The 15,110-nt window shown below is 69.2% G+C and carries 14 protein-coding genes; 8 read left to right on the forward strand and 6 right to left on the reverse strand.

The genetic code is table 11. The features are described 5' to 3' along the window. Nucleotides 1–22: 22 nt before the first annotated feature. From GRF61_RS13845 to GRF61_RS13860, 4 genes are all read right to left on the reverse strand, one after another. Complete coding sequence (locus tag GRF61_RS13845) at nt 23–511, reverse strand: 8-oxo-dGTP diphosphatase (protein ID WP_169151223.1); 489 nt, start codon at nt 509–511, stop codon at nt 23–25. A gap of 134 nt (nt 512–645) precedes the next feature. Further along, complete coding sequence (locus tag GRF61_RS13850; protein ID WP_169151224.1) at nt 646–1,893, reverse strand: nitronate monooxygenase; 1,248 nt, start codon at nt 1,891–1,893, stop codon at nt 646–648. A gap of 192 nt (nt 1,894–2,085) precedes the next feature. Beyond that, nucleotides 2,086–3,267, reverse strand: a complete 1,182-nt coding sequence (locus GRF61_RS25185; protein ID WP_169151225.1) for a GGDEF domain-containing protein — start codon at nt 3,265–3,267, stop codon at nt 2,086–2,088. A 195-nt stretch (nt 3,268–3,462) separates the two neighbouring features. Next, the gene (locus GRF61_RS13860; RefSeq protein WP_169151226.1) at nt 3,463–4,368 is read right to left on the reverse strand and encodes a LysR family transcriptional regulator; all 906 of its coding nucleotides are present in this window, start codon (nt 4,366–4,368) and stop codon (nt 3,463–3,465) included. Nucleotides 4,369–4,486: 118 nt separating this feature from the next. Between GRF61_RS13860 and GRF61_RS13865 the strand changes: the two genes are divergently transcribed. From GRF61_RS13865 to GRF61_RS13900, 8 genes are all read left to right on the forward strand, one after another. Beyond that, a complete protein-coding gene (locus tag GRF61_RS13865) occupies nt 4,487–6,640 on the forward strand; it encodes an indolepyruvate ferredoxin oxidoreductase subunit alpha (RefSeq protein ID WP_169151227.1) in 2,154 nt (717 codons plus the stop codon). Nucleotides 6,641–6,757: 117 nt separating this feature from the next. Next, the gene (locus tag GRF61_RS13870) at nt 6,758–8,374 is read left to right on the forward strand and encodes an indolepyruvate oxidoreductase subunit beta family protein (RefSeq protein ID WP_169151228.1); all 1,617 of its coding nucleotides are present in this window, start codon (nt 6,758–6,760) and stop codon (nt 8,372–8,374) included. A 51-nt stretch (nt 8,375–8,425) separates the two neighbouring features. Further along, the gene (locus tag GRF61_RS13875; RefSeq protein WP_169151229.1) at nt 8,426–9,376 is read left to right on the forward strand and encodes a ketopantoate reductase family protein; all 951 of its coding nucleotides are present in this window, start codon (nt 8,426–8,428) and stop codon (nt 9,374–9,376) included. Nucleotides 9,377–9,507: 131 nt separating this feature from the next. Then, nucleotides 9,508–10,053: a TRAP transporter small permease gene (locus GRF61_RS13880; RefSeq protein WP_211165962.1), complete on the forward strand. Its 546-nt coding sequence runs from the start codon at nt 9,508–9,510 to the stop codon at nt 10,051–10,053. Continuing rightward, the gene (locus GRF61_RS13885; protein ID WP_169151230.1) at nt 10,050–11,375 is read left to right on the forward strand and encodes a TRAP transporter large permease; all 1,326 of its coding nucleotides are present in this window, start codon (nt 10,050–10,052) and stop codon (nt 11,373–11,375) included. Before GRF61_RS13880 ends, GRF61_RS13885 begins: the two co-directional genes overlap by 4 nt. 33 nt (nt 11,376–11,408) lie before the next feature. Next, entirely contained in the window at nt 11,409–12,464 is a 1,056-nt protein-coding gene (locus tag GRF61_RS13890; protein WP_169151231.1) for a TRAP transporter substrate-binding protein, read from the forward strand. Nucleotides 12,465–12,575: 111 nt separating this feature from the next. After that, entirely contained in the window at nt 12,576–12,998 is a 423-nt protein-coding gene (locus tag GRF61_RS13895; protein WP_169151232.1) for an acyl-CoA thioesterase, read from the forward strand. Between the two features lie 10 nt (nt 12,999–13,008). Beyond that, nucleotides 13,009–14,241, forward strand: a complete 1,233-nt coding sequence (locus tag GRF61_RS13900; protein ID WP_169151233.1) for an alpha-hydroxy acid oxidase — start codon at nt 13,009–13,011, stop codon at nt 14,239–14,241. Nucleotides 14,242–14,337: 96 nt separating this feature from the next. On the opposite strand, the gene GRF61_RS13905 is transcribed toward GRF61_RS13900, so the two are convergent. Both GRF61_RS13905 and GRF61_RS13910 read right to left on the reverse strand, forming a co-directional pair. Continuing rightward, nucleotides 14,338–14,775, reverse strand: a complete 438-nt coding sequence (locus GRF61_RS13905; protein WP_348982398.1) for an H-NS histone family protein — start codon at nt 14,773–14,775, stop codon at nt 14,338–14,340. Nucleotides 14,776–14,865: 90 nt separating this feature from the next. After that, nucleotides 14,866–15,110 (reverse strand): hypothetical protein (locus tag GRF61_RS13910; RefSeq protein WP_211165963.1); only part of this gene is annotated, 245 nt, incomplete at its 5' end.

Below are 15,110 nucleotides of genomic sequence, written 5' to 3' on the forward strand. Positions count from 1 at the left end.
GGTGGAAGTCGCGGCAGCGCGCTCAGACGCGCGAGTAGCTCCAGGACAGCATGCGGCCGTCCTGGTAGGGCATGACGCCGTGGAAGGGGCGGGGATCGGCGTCGAACACCAGCGGCAGGAATTCGCGGTCGCTGTCCCACATCGGCAGCGTGCCCAGGCGCTCCATCTCCACCCACTCCAGCGTGCCTTCCGGGTTGCGCTCCAGCGGGGTGCCGGAGAAGGCGGTGACGATGAAGATGAAGCCGAACCAGTCTTCGCCGTTCTTGCCGAAGCCCGGCCAGCTGATGGTGCCGCGCAGCGACAGCGCCTCGCATTCGATGCCGGCTTCCTCGCGGATCTCGCGGCGCAGGCCGGCCACCACGTCCTCATCCGCCTCCAGCTTGCCGCCCAGGCCGTTGTACTTGCCGAGGTGATGGTCGTCCGGCCGGGCGTTGCGGTGGATCATCAGCACCCGCTTGCGGTCTGGCGAGAGCACATAACCCAGCGTGGCGACGATGGGGCAATAGGGCATGGCGGAGTCCCTTGGAGAGTGTCTGCAGGGGGGCGGGGCCAAGCCCGCCGGGTGTGGCACGGGGCCGGTGATGGGGCAGCGGTCACTGTCGCTGCCGGCACAGGGCGGCGCGCTGAGGCGCCGCCCGCGCGGTTTTATTCCTGGGGCAGGGCGATGCTGCCGTCGGTGCTGTACTGGTAGTCGTGGAACACATGCTCGGCGGTGAGGATGCGGTAGCTGCCGTCCTCGTTGCGGCGGGTGGTGTCCTTCAGCCGGTAGGTGTAGTGGCCGCAGGTCCAGCACTCGAAGTTGCGCATGTGGGTGCACAGACAGGTCTTGTCGTACACCTTGATCCGGCGCGCGTCCGGGTGAGCGGCCACTTCGCGGTTGTAGGCCTCGATGTACTGGCAGTTGCCGCTGGCGTCCAGCAGGTAGCCGTAGGCTTCGCAGTTCGGACGGATGCCGTCGCCGATGGAGGGGCTGTTCTTCAGCATCCGCATCGGGTAGCCGGTGGGCGAGGTCTGGTTGACCTCGATGTCGTTCTCGCCGGCCTTGAAGTATTCCTGCTGCACGTTTTCCGGCAGGCCGCATTCCTGGGTGACGGTGAAGCGGGTGGCCACCTGCACGCCGGCGGCGCCGAGTTCGAGGAAATTCACCGCGTCGGTGCCGGTGAAGATGCCGCCGGCCGGGATCAGCGGAATGTCCAGCTGTTCGGCCTTCAGCCAGTCGCGGATTTCGATCACGATGGCGGCGAGGTCGTACTTCGCCCAGTCCATGCCGAAGCCGAGGTGGCCGCCGGCCAGCGGGCCTTCGACCACCACGTAGTCGGGCAGGCGGCCGGTGCGGGCGTTCTTCTTCAGGAAGAGCTGCAGCGCGCGCAGCGAGGAGACGATGATGCCGAGCTTGACGTCGTTGAAGCGCGGATGGTCCTGGATCAGCGCGAAGGAGCCCAGGTGCAGGCCGGCGGCCAGGGTGATGCCGTCGATGCCGTGGTCCAGCGCCGCCTTCAGGCGCACCCGCAGGGTGTCCTTGGGCGCGTTCATCGTCAGCTTTTCCATGCAGTTGATGAACACCAGGCCGGGGCCGCGCTTGGCCTCCATGGTCTTGCCCACATGCAGCGCGGTGGCCTCGGCCAGCAGCCCGAGGTCGAACTGCACCACCGACTTGTCGGAGTTGGCGACGTTGAACTTGTACTGCTGCAGCTTGTTCTTGACGTACTTGGTGTTGTAGCGGCGGTCGGACACCGTCGGAATCATCGCATCGGAGATGTGGCCTATCCCCCCCAGGCGCGCCGCTTCGAGGGAGAGTTCGGCGGTCGAGATGTCGACCCCCATGCCGCCCACCATGATGGGAACCACCTCGTGGCTTCCCAGACGCAGGCGAAAGTCATCTACACGCTTCATTGATTCGGATCCGTTTTTACCGCAGCCCACCATTATCGCTCGGCCAGCGCAATAAGGGGCATTTTTGGGCCAGGTGCAACACCTGGCCGTGGGAAATCGTCATGCCGCCGGTGACCATCCGCTTCCCGCCTGGCGGGGTGGGCGCGGCGGACACCGGAAGGACGGCGCCGCATCGGCTGCATGTCGGCGGCCCTATGCATGTGAGGCCGGTTTTGCCGCCATCGGTTCCGCATGCACCTCGACGCGGTTGCGGCCGTTGCGCTTGGCTTCGTACAGCGCCTGGTCGGCGGCCTTGAGCGCACGGTTGAGGCTCTCCGGCCCGTGCGGCAGCAGGGTGAGGCCGATGCTGACGGTGGTGCCGCGAGTGTGGCGGCTTTCTTCCTCGCAGGCGCGGCGCAGGCGTTCGGCCACCTCGCGCGCCGGCTCCAGTCCGGTGCCGGGCAGCATCACGCAGAATTCCTCACCGCCATAGCGGGCGGCAAGGTCGTGCTGGCGCAGTTCGCTCTTGAGGATGCGGGCCAGGCGCAGCAGCGCTTCGTCGCCGCCCTGGTGTCCGTGGCGGTCGTTGAGGGCCTTGAAGTGATCCAGGTCCAGCATCATCAGCGTCACCGGCAACTGGTTGCGCACCGCATCGGAAATCTCGCGCTCGGCTTCGGCGCGGAAGGCTCGGCGGTTGAGCAGGTGGGTGAGCGGGTCGCGCGCGGCCAGGCGGCTGAGATCGGCCTGCAGACGGTCGGTGACCAGCGTGAGCAGGCAGAGGATGAGGCCGCAGTTGAGCAGCATGGACCACAGCATCAGCGCGCTGGTGAGGCCGCCCTGGCCGAAGAAGGGCGGCGCGGCGGTATCCCAGGGCGTGGCCAGGATGCGGCCGAGGTGGGAGACCACGCTGCACAGCAGTACCGCGTTGAGTACCGTCTCGGTGGTGGTGCGCACCGGCGGGCGGGAGCGGTTCAGGTCACGCAGGATGAGGGCTTGCTGGCCGCCGAGCACCACCGACATCAGCACGGTGCGCAGGTTGAGGAGATCCTGCGGCAGCCACAGCAGCAGCAGGGCGGCCACTGTGAGGGTGGTGGGCAGCGTGATCTGCAGGGCGGCGTTGGCCGGCAGGCCGCGGAAACGGCGCAGGCCGTAGGCCAGCAGGCCATAGGCGAATACCCAGGTGCCGTTGGCGAGCACGATGGAGATGCCGTCCCAGATGTGGCCGCGCAGCGCCGCCAGCAGGCTGGCGATGGCGAATAGCAGGTGCGCGCCCGCCCATTCGCCCGGCCCCGGCGTGCCGGGGTAGCGCTTATGCGTCAGCCAGAAGGCTCCCGCGGCAAGGGCTGCCAGGCTGACGGCGGCGACGAAGAGGGTGCGCAGGTCGAGGACGGACACTGGAGCAGGAATGGGGTTGGGGACGCGGATGAGTACGCGGTCTGTCTTTATGCCGGGTACTCGCCTGAGTACCCGGGCGGAAGCTGTGAAGCCGCTCCGCGCCGGCTGCCGCGCTTGGGCTCGCATTGGACGAAAGTCCAATTGTATCGGTGGGAATGCATCGCTGTCCTTGCATTGTTGGCGCTTACCCGCCGCTCAGCGTCCGGCAGGGGGCGCTGCACCGCCTCCGGTCTCGTCGAACAGGCCGATGATGAGCTCCCGCAGCCAGCGGTGGCCGGGGTCGTTCTCCATGCGCCAGTACCAGTGCAGGCCGACTTCCAGCGGCGAGGATTCGAACAGGCCGTCCAGGATCACCGCCTCGTCGTGCTCGACGAAATGGCGGGCGAGGCGGTAAGGCACCAGGGTGGCGAGGTCGGTGCGGGCGAGCAGCGCCGGCAGCACCAGGAAGTGGGGCAGGGTGAGGCGCACCCGGTCTTCCAGTTGCAGGCGCTCCAGCTGACGGCGGGTTTCCGAGTGGGAGCGCACCACCGCGTAGTCCAGCCGGTGCAGCAGCGAGGGCTCGCGCGTCTCGTTCGCCAGCGGATGGTGCTTGCCCACCACCGCCACATAGCGTTCGACCACGATGGTGTGTTGGGCGACTTCCGCCAACCGTGGCAGGTAGCCGATGGCGAGGTCCAGCGCGCCGCTTTCCAGCGCCGGCATGATCTGCGTCAGCGCCACCTGGTCCACCTCCACCCGCAGCCGCGGCGCCTGGGCCTGCAGTGCTTCCATGATGTAGGGCAGGAAGGTGAGTTCGCCGATGTCGGTCATGTACAGGCGGAAGGTGCGCTCCGAGGTCGGCGGATCGAAGTGGCTGGCCTCGTGGATGGCCTTCTCCAGCCCGGCCAGCGCATGCGCCACCGAGGAGGCCAGGCGCTCGCCCTTGGGCGTGGGCGCGACACCGCCCGGCACGCGCACGAACAGCGGGTCCTTCAGCTCCAGCCGCAGCCGGCGCAGGGCGTGGCTGATGGCCGGTTGCGACAGCCCCAGCCTGTCGGCGGCGCGGCTGACGCTGCCTTCGCTGTGCACCGCGTTGAAAACCTGCAGCAATTTCAAGTCCATGGCGTGATATGAATCTGATGAATATCGGAAACTAAATTTAACTAATGGATGCATTAACTCGCCGATTCTATAGTTCATCACCGCCGGACGAACACGGCGAATCAGGAGACGCGGCGCGATGGAAGTATCTTTCAGCAAAGAGGTGCAGCAACTCAGGCAGGGCGCCGGCACCACTTTTCACGGCGAGGGCATCCTGGCGATCACCAAGGCGCTGTTGCAGTCCGGCGTGGCCTACGTCGGCGGCTACCAGGGCGCGCCGGTGTCGCACCTGCTGGACGTGATGGTGCAGGCGGGCGACTACCTGTCCGAGCTGGGCGTGCATGTGGAGGCCTGTTCCAACGAAGCTTCCGCCGCCGCCATGCTGGGTGCCTCCATCCACTACCCGCTGCGCGGCGCGGTGACCTGGAAGTCGGTGGTCGGCACCAATGTGGCGGCGGATGCCCTCTCCAACCTGTCCTCGCCCGGCATCACCGGCGGCGCGCTGATCGTGGTCGGCGAGGACTACGGCGACGGCGCCAGCGTCATCCAGGAACGCACCTACGCCTTCGCGCTGAAGTCCTCCATGCTGCTGATCGACCCGCGGCCGGACCTGCAGGTGATGGTGCGCATGGTGGAGGAGGGCTTCGCCCTGTCGGAGGCGGCCAACACGCCGGCCTTCCTGCAGCTGCGCATCCGCGCCTGTCACGTGCGCGGCAGCTTCGAGTGCAAGGACAACATCGCCCCGGCGGTGTCCAGCCGCCAGCTGATGGAAGACCCGGCGGCCTTCGACTACGCCCGCCTTGCCCATCCGCCGGCCACCTTCCGCCACGAGAAGCTGAAGAGCGCCGAGCGCCTGCCGGCGGCGCGGCGCTACATCGTCGAACACGGTCTCAACGAGCTTTTCCCCGGCAAGCGCGCCGACCTCGGCCTCATCGTCCAGGGCGGCATCTACAACGCGCTGATCCGCGCGTTGCAGCAGTTCGGCCTCGCCGATGCCTTCGGCGACAGCGAGCTGCCCATCCTCAACCTCAATGTCACCTATCCGCTGGCGCCGGAGCAGATCGCCGATTTCTGCCGCGACAAGCGCGCGGTGCTGGTGGTGGAGGAAGGCCAGCCGGAGTTCATCGAGCAGGAGGTGGCGGTGATCCTGCGCCGCCTCGGCATAGACACTGCGCTGCACGGCAAGGACGTGCTGCCCATGGCCGGCGAATACTCGGTGGAGGCCATCGCCGCTGGCCTCGCTGCCTTCGTCGGCCGCCATGCGCCCGAGCTGCCGCTGGCCGGCGGCAAGCAGTGGCTGGACGACATCGTCGCCCGCCGCGAGAAGGTGGCCGCCGAGCTGGCGGAACCGCTGCCGGCGCGGCCGCCCGGCTTCTGCATCGGCTGCCCGGAGCGGCCGGTGTTCTCGGCGGTGAAGCTGGCGCAGCAGGAGGTGGGCAAGGTGCACGTGGCCGCCGACATCGGCTGCCACGCCTTCGCCACCTTCGAGCCCTTCTCCATGGGCCACACCATTCTCGGCTACGGCATGAGCCTGGCCAGCCGCGCCGGCGTGTCGCCGATGATGAAGCGGCGCACCCTGTCGGTGATGGGCGATGGCGGCTTCTGGCACAACGGCCTGCTCACCGGTGTGGAGTCGGCGCTGTTCAACGGCGACGACGCGGTGCTGCTGATCCTGAAGAACGGCTACACCTCGGCCACCGGTACCCAGGAGATCATCTCCACGCCGGACGACGAGGTGAAGGCCAATGCGCCGAACAAGCACCAGAGCCTGGTGGACCGCAACGTCACCATAGAGACCACGCTGCGCGGTATCGGCGTGCAGTGGCTGAAGGTGGTGCACAGCTACCGCGTCGAAGAGATGAAGAAGACGCTGGAGGAGGCCTTCACCACCGACTTCGCCGGCCTCAAGGTCATCATCGCCGAGGGCGAATGCCAGCTGGAGCGCCAGCGCCGGGTGAAGCCCTGGATTGCCGGCAAGCTCAAGCGCGGCGAGCGGGTGGAGCGGGTGAAGTACGGCGTGGATGAGGACGTCTGCTCCGGCGACCACTCCTGTATCCGCCTCTCCGGCTGTCCCACGCTGACGCTGAAGGACAGCCCCGACCCGCTGCGGGTGGACCCGGTGGCAACGGTGATAGACGGCTGCGTCGGCTGCGGCCTGTGCGGCGAGAACGCCCACGCCGCCACCCTGTGCCCCTCCTTCTACCGCGGCGAAGTGGTGCAGAACCCGCGCCTGGGCGAGCGCCTGCTGGCGCGGCTGCGCAGCGCGCTCATCGGCCTGCTGCAGCCGGCGTGAGAGGACGATGCGCCGCTCCCTCGAACTCTCCCGCGCCATGAGCACCGGGCGCCGCCATCGCGGCGCGCCCGCGACACCGGACAGCCGTAGCACCGCAACCGAAAACCAGAGGCCGCAATGAGCCCGCACACCACCCAACTCCAACAGCAGAGCAGCAGCACCTTTCCCGCCCGGCCTGCCGGGCGGCCTTACACGGTATTGATCGCCGCCCTCGGCGGCGAGGGCGGCGGCGTGCTCGCCGAGTGGCTGGTGGAAGTGGCGCTGCGCTGTGGCTACTACGCCCAGAGCACCTCCATTCCCGGCGTCGCCCAGCGCACCGGCGCCACCACTTATTACGTCGAGATCCACCCGGAACCGCTGGCCGTGCTCGGCGGCCGCCGGCCGATACTCAGCTTGGCGCCGGCGCCCGGCGGGGTGGATCTCTTCATCGCCTCCGAACTGCTGGAAGCGGTGCGCTACGTCGCCAACGGCCTGGTGAGCCCGGACCGCAGCCTGGTCATCGCCTCCACCTCCCGCACCCTGACCACCGCCGAGCGCATGCAGATGGGCGATGGCCGCATGGACGAGGCCGCGCTGGTGGAGACGCTGCATCGCCACAGCCAGCGCTGCATCGCCTTCGACATCGCCGCCGCCACCCGTGCCGCCGGCACCGCGCCCAGCGCGGTGATGTTCGGCGCCATCGCCGCCAGCGGCCTGCTGCCCTTCGCCCGCGAGGAATGGGAGCGGGTAGTGCGCGAATCCGGCCGCGGCGTGGAAGCCAGCCTGCGCGGCTTCGCCCGCGCCTGGGACGTGGTGCGCGCCGGCGGCGAGCCGGAAGCGGTGGCGCCGCCGGCCGTGGCCGCCGCACCCACGGGCGCCATCGACGGCTTCCCCGCCGAGGTGCAGGACATGCTGGTGCCCGGCCTCGCCCGGGTGCAGGACTACCAGGACGCCGCCTACGGCCGCCTCTACCTGGAGCGCGTGCGCCAGGTGCTGGAGGCCGAGCGCCGCAGCGACCCCGCCGCCCTCAACGGCTATGCGTTGACGCGGGAAACCGCCCGCTTCCTCGCCCTGTGGATGGCCTTCGACGACATCGTGCGCGTCGCCCGCCTCAAGTGCAGCGCCAGCCGCTTCTCCCGGGTGCGCAGCGAGGTGAAGGCGGGCGAGGGCGACCTGCTGCGCATCGTCGACCTGTTCAAGCCCGGCATCCCGGAGATCGCCGGCCTGCTGCCGGCCAGCCTGGAGCGCCGGCTGGTGCGCTGGGAGGCGCGCCGCCGTGCTGCCGGCAAGCCGCCTTTCGGTTTCTCGCTGCACCTGTCCACCACCAGCGTCAGCGGTTTCCTGGCGCTGCGTTTCCTCGCCGGGCTGCGCGGCCTGCGCCGCCGCGGCGTCCGCTTCGGCCGCGAGCAGGCCATGATCGAACACTGGCTGACGCAGATCCGCAACGCCGCCGCGCAGGACTGGCGCTGCGCGCTGGAGATCGCGCTATGCGGTCGTTTGGTGAAGGGCTATGGTTCGACCAACGATCGCGGTCGCGAGAACCTGGCCCACATCCTGGACCACCTCGCCGCCGTGGCGATGCCGCCCGAGGCCAAGGCCGAGGCGGTGCGCAAGGCGCGGGAAGCGGCCCTGGCGGATGAAGGCGGCCAGGCCCTGGACCGCGTGCTGATCGGCAACGGGGCTCCGCCGCGGCCGGTGAAGGCGCAGCCGGTGGTGTGGCTGACGCGCAAGGCCGGCAGCGCGGCGGGGCGATGAAATGAGCAGGGGACAGGAACGGCAGATTCCGCCCCCACAGGGAGAGCACGCATGACAGGAAAGAGCCTGGAGATCGCCGTACTCGGCGCGGGCGCAATGGGATCGCTGTTCGGCGCCAGGCTGGCGCTGGCCGGCCACGCGGTGACGCTGCTGGACATCAACGCCGCCCACCTGGCGGCCATCAAGGAACACGGCCTGAAGCTGGTGACCGACGAGGGCGAGCGCCGGGTGCCGCTGAGCGCGCTGCGGCCGGAGGAGTACGACGGCCGCCCCGAGTTGCTCATCCTCTTCACCAAGACGCTGCACACCCGCGCCGCGCTGGAAAGCGTGCGCGGCCGGCTCGGCGCCGACACCTGGGTGCTCAGCCTGCAGAACGGCCTGGGCAATGCCGAGGCCATCGGCGAGTTCGTCGCGCCGCAACGCATCATCGTCGGCATGACCACCTACCCCGGCGACCTCGCCGGCCCCGGCCATGTCGAGTCCCACGGCCCGGGCGTGATCCACATGATGAGCGCCGACGGCGCCGCCTCGCCCGAGCTGGACGCCATCGCCGCCGCGCTCAACGGCGCCGGCCTGGTGTGCGACGTCGATCCCGGCGTGCATGTCTCCATCTGGGAGAAGGTGGCCTTCAACGGCGCGCTGAACAGCATCTGCTCCGCCAGCCGCAGCGTGGTCGGCGGCGTGGCGGCGGTGCCGGCGGCGCGCGCGCTGGCGCTGGCGGTGGTGGACGAGGTGGTGGCGGTGGCCCGGGCCGCCGGCATCGCCGCCGACGGCCCCAAGGTGCGCGCCCTGGTCGAGCATGCGCTGGAGGCCCACGGCGGCCACAAGCCCTCGATGCTGCAGGACGTGCTGGCCGGCCGCCAGACCGAGATCGAATCCATCAACGGCGCGGTGGTGGCGGCGGCAGACCGCCTCGGTGTGCCGGTGCCCAACACCCGCGCGCTGCTGGCGCTGCTGCGGGTGGTGGATGGCAACCTGAAAGCGGGCCGCAGGCTGGACTGATGCGGTGGGCGGGCGGCCGCAAACGGCTCGGCTGAAGCCGGCGGATCGCCCCTGAAAAACAGAACATGCCCCGACAAGGCTCCGGGGGCGCCAAGCGGTGATAACCACAAGGCGGAGCCAGGAGGAGACACGTGCAGGAACTGCAAGCATTGGAGGCCGGCGCCGACGCCGGCTCGGAGGCGTTCGGCCCGCTGGGGCGGACGCTGCTATGGATGGCGAAGGTGATGGCGGTGATAGGCGGCCTGATCTTCACCGGGCTGGTGGCGATGTCGCTGGTCTCCATCGTCGGCCGCAAGCTCTTCAGCTGGGCGGTGCCGGGCGACATGGAAGTGCTGCAGATGTGCGCCGCCTTCGCCTCGGCTTCCTTCTTCGCCTATTGCCACCTGATCCACGGTGACGTGAAGGTGGATTTCTTCACCGCCAACATGGCGCGGCGCAAGGTGCTGGCGCTGGACGCCATCGGCTCGCTGCTGATCGCGGTGTTCGGCGCGTTGCTCACCTGGCGCACCTGGGTGGGGGCGATGGCCATCCGCGAGGTGGGCGAGACCTCGCCCATCCTCGGCTGGCCGGTGTGGGTGGCGCAGGCGCTGATGGTGCCCGGCTTCATCCTGCTGGCCGCCGCCGGCCTCTACATGGCCTGCCACCACCTGGCGGCGATGCGGGAGGCGCGGCAATGAGCGGATTCACCGTAGGCCTGCTGATGTTCGCCATCCTGATGGCGCTGCTGGTGGTGCGGGTGCCGATCGGCATCGCCATGTTCATGGTGGGCGCCGGCGGCTATGTGTACCTCACCGACAGCACGCTGCCGCTGCTCAACTCGCTGAAGAACCTGGCGTACGCGCGGCTTTCGAATTACGACATCATCGTCATCCCGCTTTTCCTGCTGATGGGGCAGTTCGCCACCCACGGCGGCCTGTCCAAGGCGCTGTTCCGCTTCGTCGCCGCCTTCATGGGGCACAAGCGCGGCGGCATGGCCATCGCCTCCATCGGCGCCTGTGCCGGTTTCGGCGCCATCTGCGGTTCCTCGCTGGCCACCGCCGCCACCATGGGCCAGGTGGCGCTGCCGGAGCTGCGCCGCTTCGGCTACTCCGGCGCGCTGTCCACCGGCGCGCTGGCGGCCGGCGGCACGCTGGGCATCATGATCCCGCCCTCGGTGCCGCTGGTGATCTACGCCATCCTCACCCAGGAATCCATCGGCGATCTCTTCATGGCGGCGGTGCTGCCGGGCGTGATCGCGATGGTGGGCTACATGGCGGTGATCGCCATCATCGTCCGCATCAACCCGGCGGCTGGCCCGGCCGGCCCGCGCGAGGACTGGGCGGAGCGGCTGCGCTGCCTGCTGCGGGTGCTGCCGGTGCTGCTGGTGTTCGTGGTGGTCATCGTCGGCATCTACGGCGGCTGGGCCAACCCCACCGAGGCCGCCGCCATCGGCGCCGCCGCCTGCGGCCTGCTGGCGGTGATCAGCGGCGGCATGCGCCTGCGCGGCATCCTGGAAAGCATGATGGGCACTGCCCACGCCACCGCCATGATTTTCCTGGTGCTGCTGGGCGCGGACATGCTCAACACCGCGCTGGCGCTGTCGCAGCTGCCGGCGGACCTCGCCAGCGCGGTGAAGGACAGCGGCCTGTCGCCCATGCTGGTGATGGTGCTGATCCTGGTGACCTATATCTTCCTCGGCTGCGTCATGGACTCGCTGGCGATGATCCTGCTCACCATCCCCATCTTCTACCCGATGGTGATGGGGCTGGATTTCTACGGCATGTCGCACACCGACAAGTCGATCTGGTTCGGCATCCTGGCGCTGATGGTGGTGGAGATCGGCCTGGTGCATCCGCCGGTGGGCATGAATGTGTACATCATCAACCGCCTCGCCAAGGACGTGCCGCTGAAGGAGACCTTCAAGGGCGTGATTCCCTTCCTGATCTCCGACCTGCTGCGCATCGTGCTGCTGCTGCTGGTGCCCGGCATTTCGCTGTACCTGGTTCATGCATTCAAGTGACACCCGCAGCACATAACAAAGGAGGAGTGAGACATGGAAAAGATCGATAGCAAGACCGCCATCCGCCGGCCGCGCCTGGCAACCCTGGCCGCCGCGGCGGCGCTGGTGCTGGCTGCCGGCGGCGCGCAGGCGCAGCAGGTGGTGCTGAAGGTGCATCACTTCCTGAGCCCGGCATCCAACGCCCACCAGAACCTGATCACGCCATGGTGCGAGAAGATCGCCAAGGAATCCGGCGACCGCCTGAAGTGCCAGATCTATCCCTCGATGCAACTGGGCGGCACGCCGGCGCAGCTGTTCGACCAGGCGCGCGACGGCGTCGCCGACATCATCTGGACGGTGCCCACCTACCAGGCCGGCCGCTTCATCAAGTCCGAGGTGTTCGAGCTGCCCTTCATGACCCTGGGCGGCGAGGCCAGCAGCCCGGCGCTGTGGGAGTACATCCAGAAGAACGCGCTGGACGAGTTCAAGGGCACCAAGCTGATCTTCGCCCATGTGCACGACGGCGCGGTGATCCACCTCGGCAGCAAGCAGGTGAAGACCCTGGACGACATGAAGGGCCTGAAGCTGCGCGCGCCCACCCGCATCGCCTCCAAGATGATCACCGCGCTGGGCGCCATCCCGGTGCAGATGCCGGCGCCGGCGGTGCCGGAATCCATCGCCAAGGGCGTGGTGGACGGCGCCATGATCCCGTGGGAAGTGGCCACGCCGCTGAAGCTGCAGGAAATCACCAAGGTGCACGTGGAGACGCCGGCGGGCGAGGCCAAGATGTCCAACACCATCTTCGTCATGGCCATGAACCAGGCGAAGTACGACAGCCTGCCGGCCGACCTGAAGAAGGTAATCGACGCCAACAGCGGCCTGGAAGCCTCGCGCTTCGCCGGCAAGGTGTTCGACATGCCGGCCGACGGCGCGCGCAAGATCGCCCGCGACCGCGGCAACACCTTCGTCACCCTCAGCGCCGCCGAGTACGAGCGCTGGGTGAAGGCCTCCGCCGGCGTGGCCGACGAATGGATGAAGGAAGCCAGCGCCAAGGGCGCCAACGGCCAGGGCCTGCTGGACGAAGCCCGCACCCTGCTGAAGGCACGCTGAGCCGTTGCCGGCCCGGCCGCCGCAGGGCGGCCGGGCCCAAGGGCGGCTGCCTCGCCCTGCCGGCGGGCGGTGGTCCGCCGGCTCCTCTTTCAACCCTTTCCGCCGCGAACGATGAACGATACCCAGCACTACGCCACCGAGGTCGAGTTCGGCGACTGCGATCCCGCCGGCATCGTCTATTTCCCCAACTACTTCCGCTGGATGGACGCGGCCTCGCGCCACTATTTCCGCGCCTACGGCCTGCCGGAGTGGCGCGAGCTGACGCCGCAGAACGGCATCATCGGCACGCCGCTGGTGGACACCCAGGCGCGTTTCCTGCGCCCGGCGTGCTACGGCCAGCGTATCGAAGTGCGCAGCCGCATCAGCGAATGGCGGCAGAAGAGCTTCGTCATGACGCACAGCGTGCACCGCGGCGACGAACTGCTGCTGGAATGCACCGAGGTGAGGGTGTTCGCCACCCGCCACCCGGAAGACCCGGAGCGCATCAAGGCGGTGGCGCTGCCGGAGGCGCTGCGCGCCCTGCTGCCGGCCTGAGGAGAAACCCATGCTCGCCTGCCTGGACGACCTGCGCGACCGCGCCCGCAGCCATCTGCCGCGCTTTGTCTTCGACTACCTGGAAGGTGGCGCCGAGGACGAAAGCGGCCTGCGCCGCAACCTCCAGGCGCTGGAGCACACCTTGCTGCTGCCGCGCGCGCTGCGCGACACCGCCCAGGTGGAAAGCGCCATCGACGTCTTCGGCGAGCGCTGGGCCCGGCCCTATGCGGTTGCGCCCACCGGCTTCAACGCCCTCTACCGCCCCGGCGGCGACGCCATGCTGGCCCGCGCTGCCGGCCGCGCAGGCGTGCCCTTCTGCCTGTCCACCGCCTCCAACATGCGGCTGGAAGCGGTGCGGCAGCAGGCCGATGCCAGCCTGTGGCTGCAACTCTATGTGATGTCCGACCGCGGCATCGCCGAGCACATGCTGGCGCGCGCCCGCGCCGCCGGCTACAAGGTGCTGGTGCTGACGGTGGATGTGGCGGTGAGCGGCCGCCGCCCACGCGATCTGCGCAACGGTTTCCGCGTGCCTTTCAAGCCCTCCCTGCGGCTGGCCGCCGACCTCTGCCGCCATCCGGCCTGGAGCCTGCGCCAGCTGTTCGCGCCCATGCCGGATTTCGCCAACCTGGCGGCGGAGCAGGGCGCCCGGCTCTCAGCCCAGGCGCAGGCGGCGCTGCTCGCCCGCGCCATGGACCGCAGCCTGGCCTGGCAGGACTTCGCCTGGCTGCGCCGGCATTGGGCGGGGCCGCTGGTGGTGAAGGGCCTGCTGCATCCGGAAGATGCCCGCCAGGCGGTTGCGGCGGGCGCGGATGGCATCATCGTCTCCAACCACGGCGGCCGCCAGCTCGCCGCCGCTCCGGCCGCCATCAGCCAGTTGCCGGCGGTGCTGGACGCGGTGGCGGCGCGGGTGCCGGTGTTCGTGGATGGCGGCTTCCGCAGCGGCGCCGACATCGCCAAGGCGCTGGCCCTCGGGGCCACCGCCGTTTTCCTCGGCCGCCCTTTCCTCTACGGGCTGGCCGCCGCCGGCGAGGCCGGGGTGGATGCGGTGTTCGATTTCCTCGCCCAGGACTTGGAGCGCGCGATGATCCTCTGCGGCGCCCGCTCCCCGGCCGAGCTGCGCGGCCTCGCCGGCCTGCCGCCGGCAGCCACCGGCTTCCCCGGCGGCGCCTGGGTGCCGGCCGCGCCGATGTCGCCGCCGGCCGCCGCCCAGCCCTTGCTCAGGGAGCGCGCCCGCAGCGCCTGAGCTCTTTCCCGCCGGCGGGCAACTCTCCTCACTTCTCTGCGCCCGCCGGTTTTGCGAACCCGCCGACTTCGACGTCGGCGGGTTCCTTTTCCTTACTCAGCGTGCGGCGCTGCGCGGCAGCCTGGGCGCCAGCTTCTCGGCGGCAATCGCAAGGGCGTCCATGGTGCCGCCGTTGGCGAGGTAGGCGGTGACCCAGTGGGGTGTGCGGCCGCGGCCGCTCCAGGCGAGGTCGCGGTTGCTGGGGTGGCGGTACTTGGCGGCGACCGGGGCACGCTGTACGGGCGGCCTGGCATCGACGATATCCCCGGTGCCGGCGACCAGTTCTTCCAGCGACAACCCGTGCTCGCGGGCGATCTTGTCCAGGCGTTTGCGCAGGGTGCCCTTGAGGTCGGCCTGCTGGCGGGCGATGGCCTTGTCGATGCGGCCCTGCAGTTGCTTGAGTTGGGGGAGGGTATAGGTCGAAAGGTCCATGGTCGTCTTGCCGACGTTATCGTTGGGCAGGGAGCGGGGTGTCAGCGAGCATAGGGAAGTCACTGAATATCCGCTGCGGATGATGCCATGCCGGATATTTTCCCATCTAGACCTTTCGTATTACTAAAGAACTAGATCACGCCGCGCTGCGTCCTAGCGCCAATGCCACTGTCCGGCGCCGACCACGAGAAAGAGCTGGTCGCCCTCTGCGGTGGTGGAGAGCAGCTCCAGCTCGCCGCCGTCCAGCAGCCGCCCGGTAGTGCCGGCGGCGCTGAGGATGCGCGGGGCGCGGGCGGGGTCCGCCGGCACCAGCAGGCGCGGGCAGTGGCGGCGCAGGATGTTCAGCCACGCTTGCAACGCGGTGGGCGGCAGTTCGACGAGCTCCAGGTCTATCGGGT

Source organism: Azoarcus sp. TTM-91, from assembly GCF_012911025.1.
Lineage (GTDB): Bacteria > Pseudomonadota > Gammaproteobacteria > Burkholderiales > Rhodocyclaceae > Azoarcus.

Coding starts and splice junctions, on each gene's coding strand:
- GRF61_RS13850 (WP_169151224.1), bottom strand. CDS start 1,893: ATGAAGCGTGTAGATGACTTTCGCCTGCGTCTGGGAAGCCACGAGGTG.
- GRF61_RS13900 (WP_169151233.1), top strand. CDS start 13,009: ATGCTCGCCTGCCTGGACGACCTGCGCGACCGCGCCCGCAGCCATCTG.
- GRF61_RS13885 (WP_169151230.1), top strand. CDS start 10,050: ATGAGCGGATTCACCGTAGGCCTGCTGATGTTCGCCATCCTGATGGCG.
- GRF61_RS13875 (WP_169151229.1), top strand. CDS start 8,426: ATGACAGGAAAGAGCCTGGAGATCGCCGTACTCGGCGCGGGCGCAATG.
- GRF61_RS13890 (WP_169151231.1), top strand. CDS start 11,409: ATGGAAAAGATCGATAGCAAGACCGCCATCCGCCGGCCGCGCCTGGCA.
- GRF61_RS13870 (WP_169151228.1), top strand. CDS start 6,758: ATGAGCCCGCACACCACCCAACTCCAACAGCAGAGCAGCAGCACCTTT.
- GRF61_RS13860 (WP_169151226.1), bottom strand. CDS start 4,368: ATGGACTTGAAATTGCTGCAGGTTTTCAACGCGGTGCACAGCGAAGGC.
- GRF61_RS13895 (WP_169151232.1), top strand. CDS start 12,576: ATGAACGATACCCAGCACTACGCCACCGAGGTCGAGTTCGGCGACTGC.
- GRF61_RS13865 (WP_169151227.1), top strand. CDS start 4,487: ATGGAAGTATCTTTCAGCAAAGAGGTGCAGCAACTCAGGCAGGGCGCC.
- GRF61_RS13845 (WP_169151223.1), bottom strand. CDS start 511: ATGCCCTATTGCCCCATCGTCGCCACGCTGGGTTATGTGCTCTCGCCA.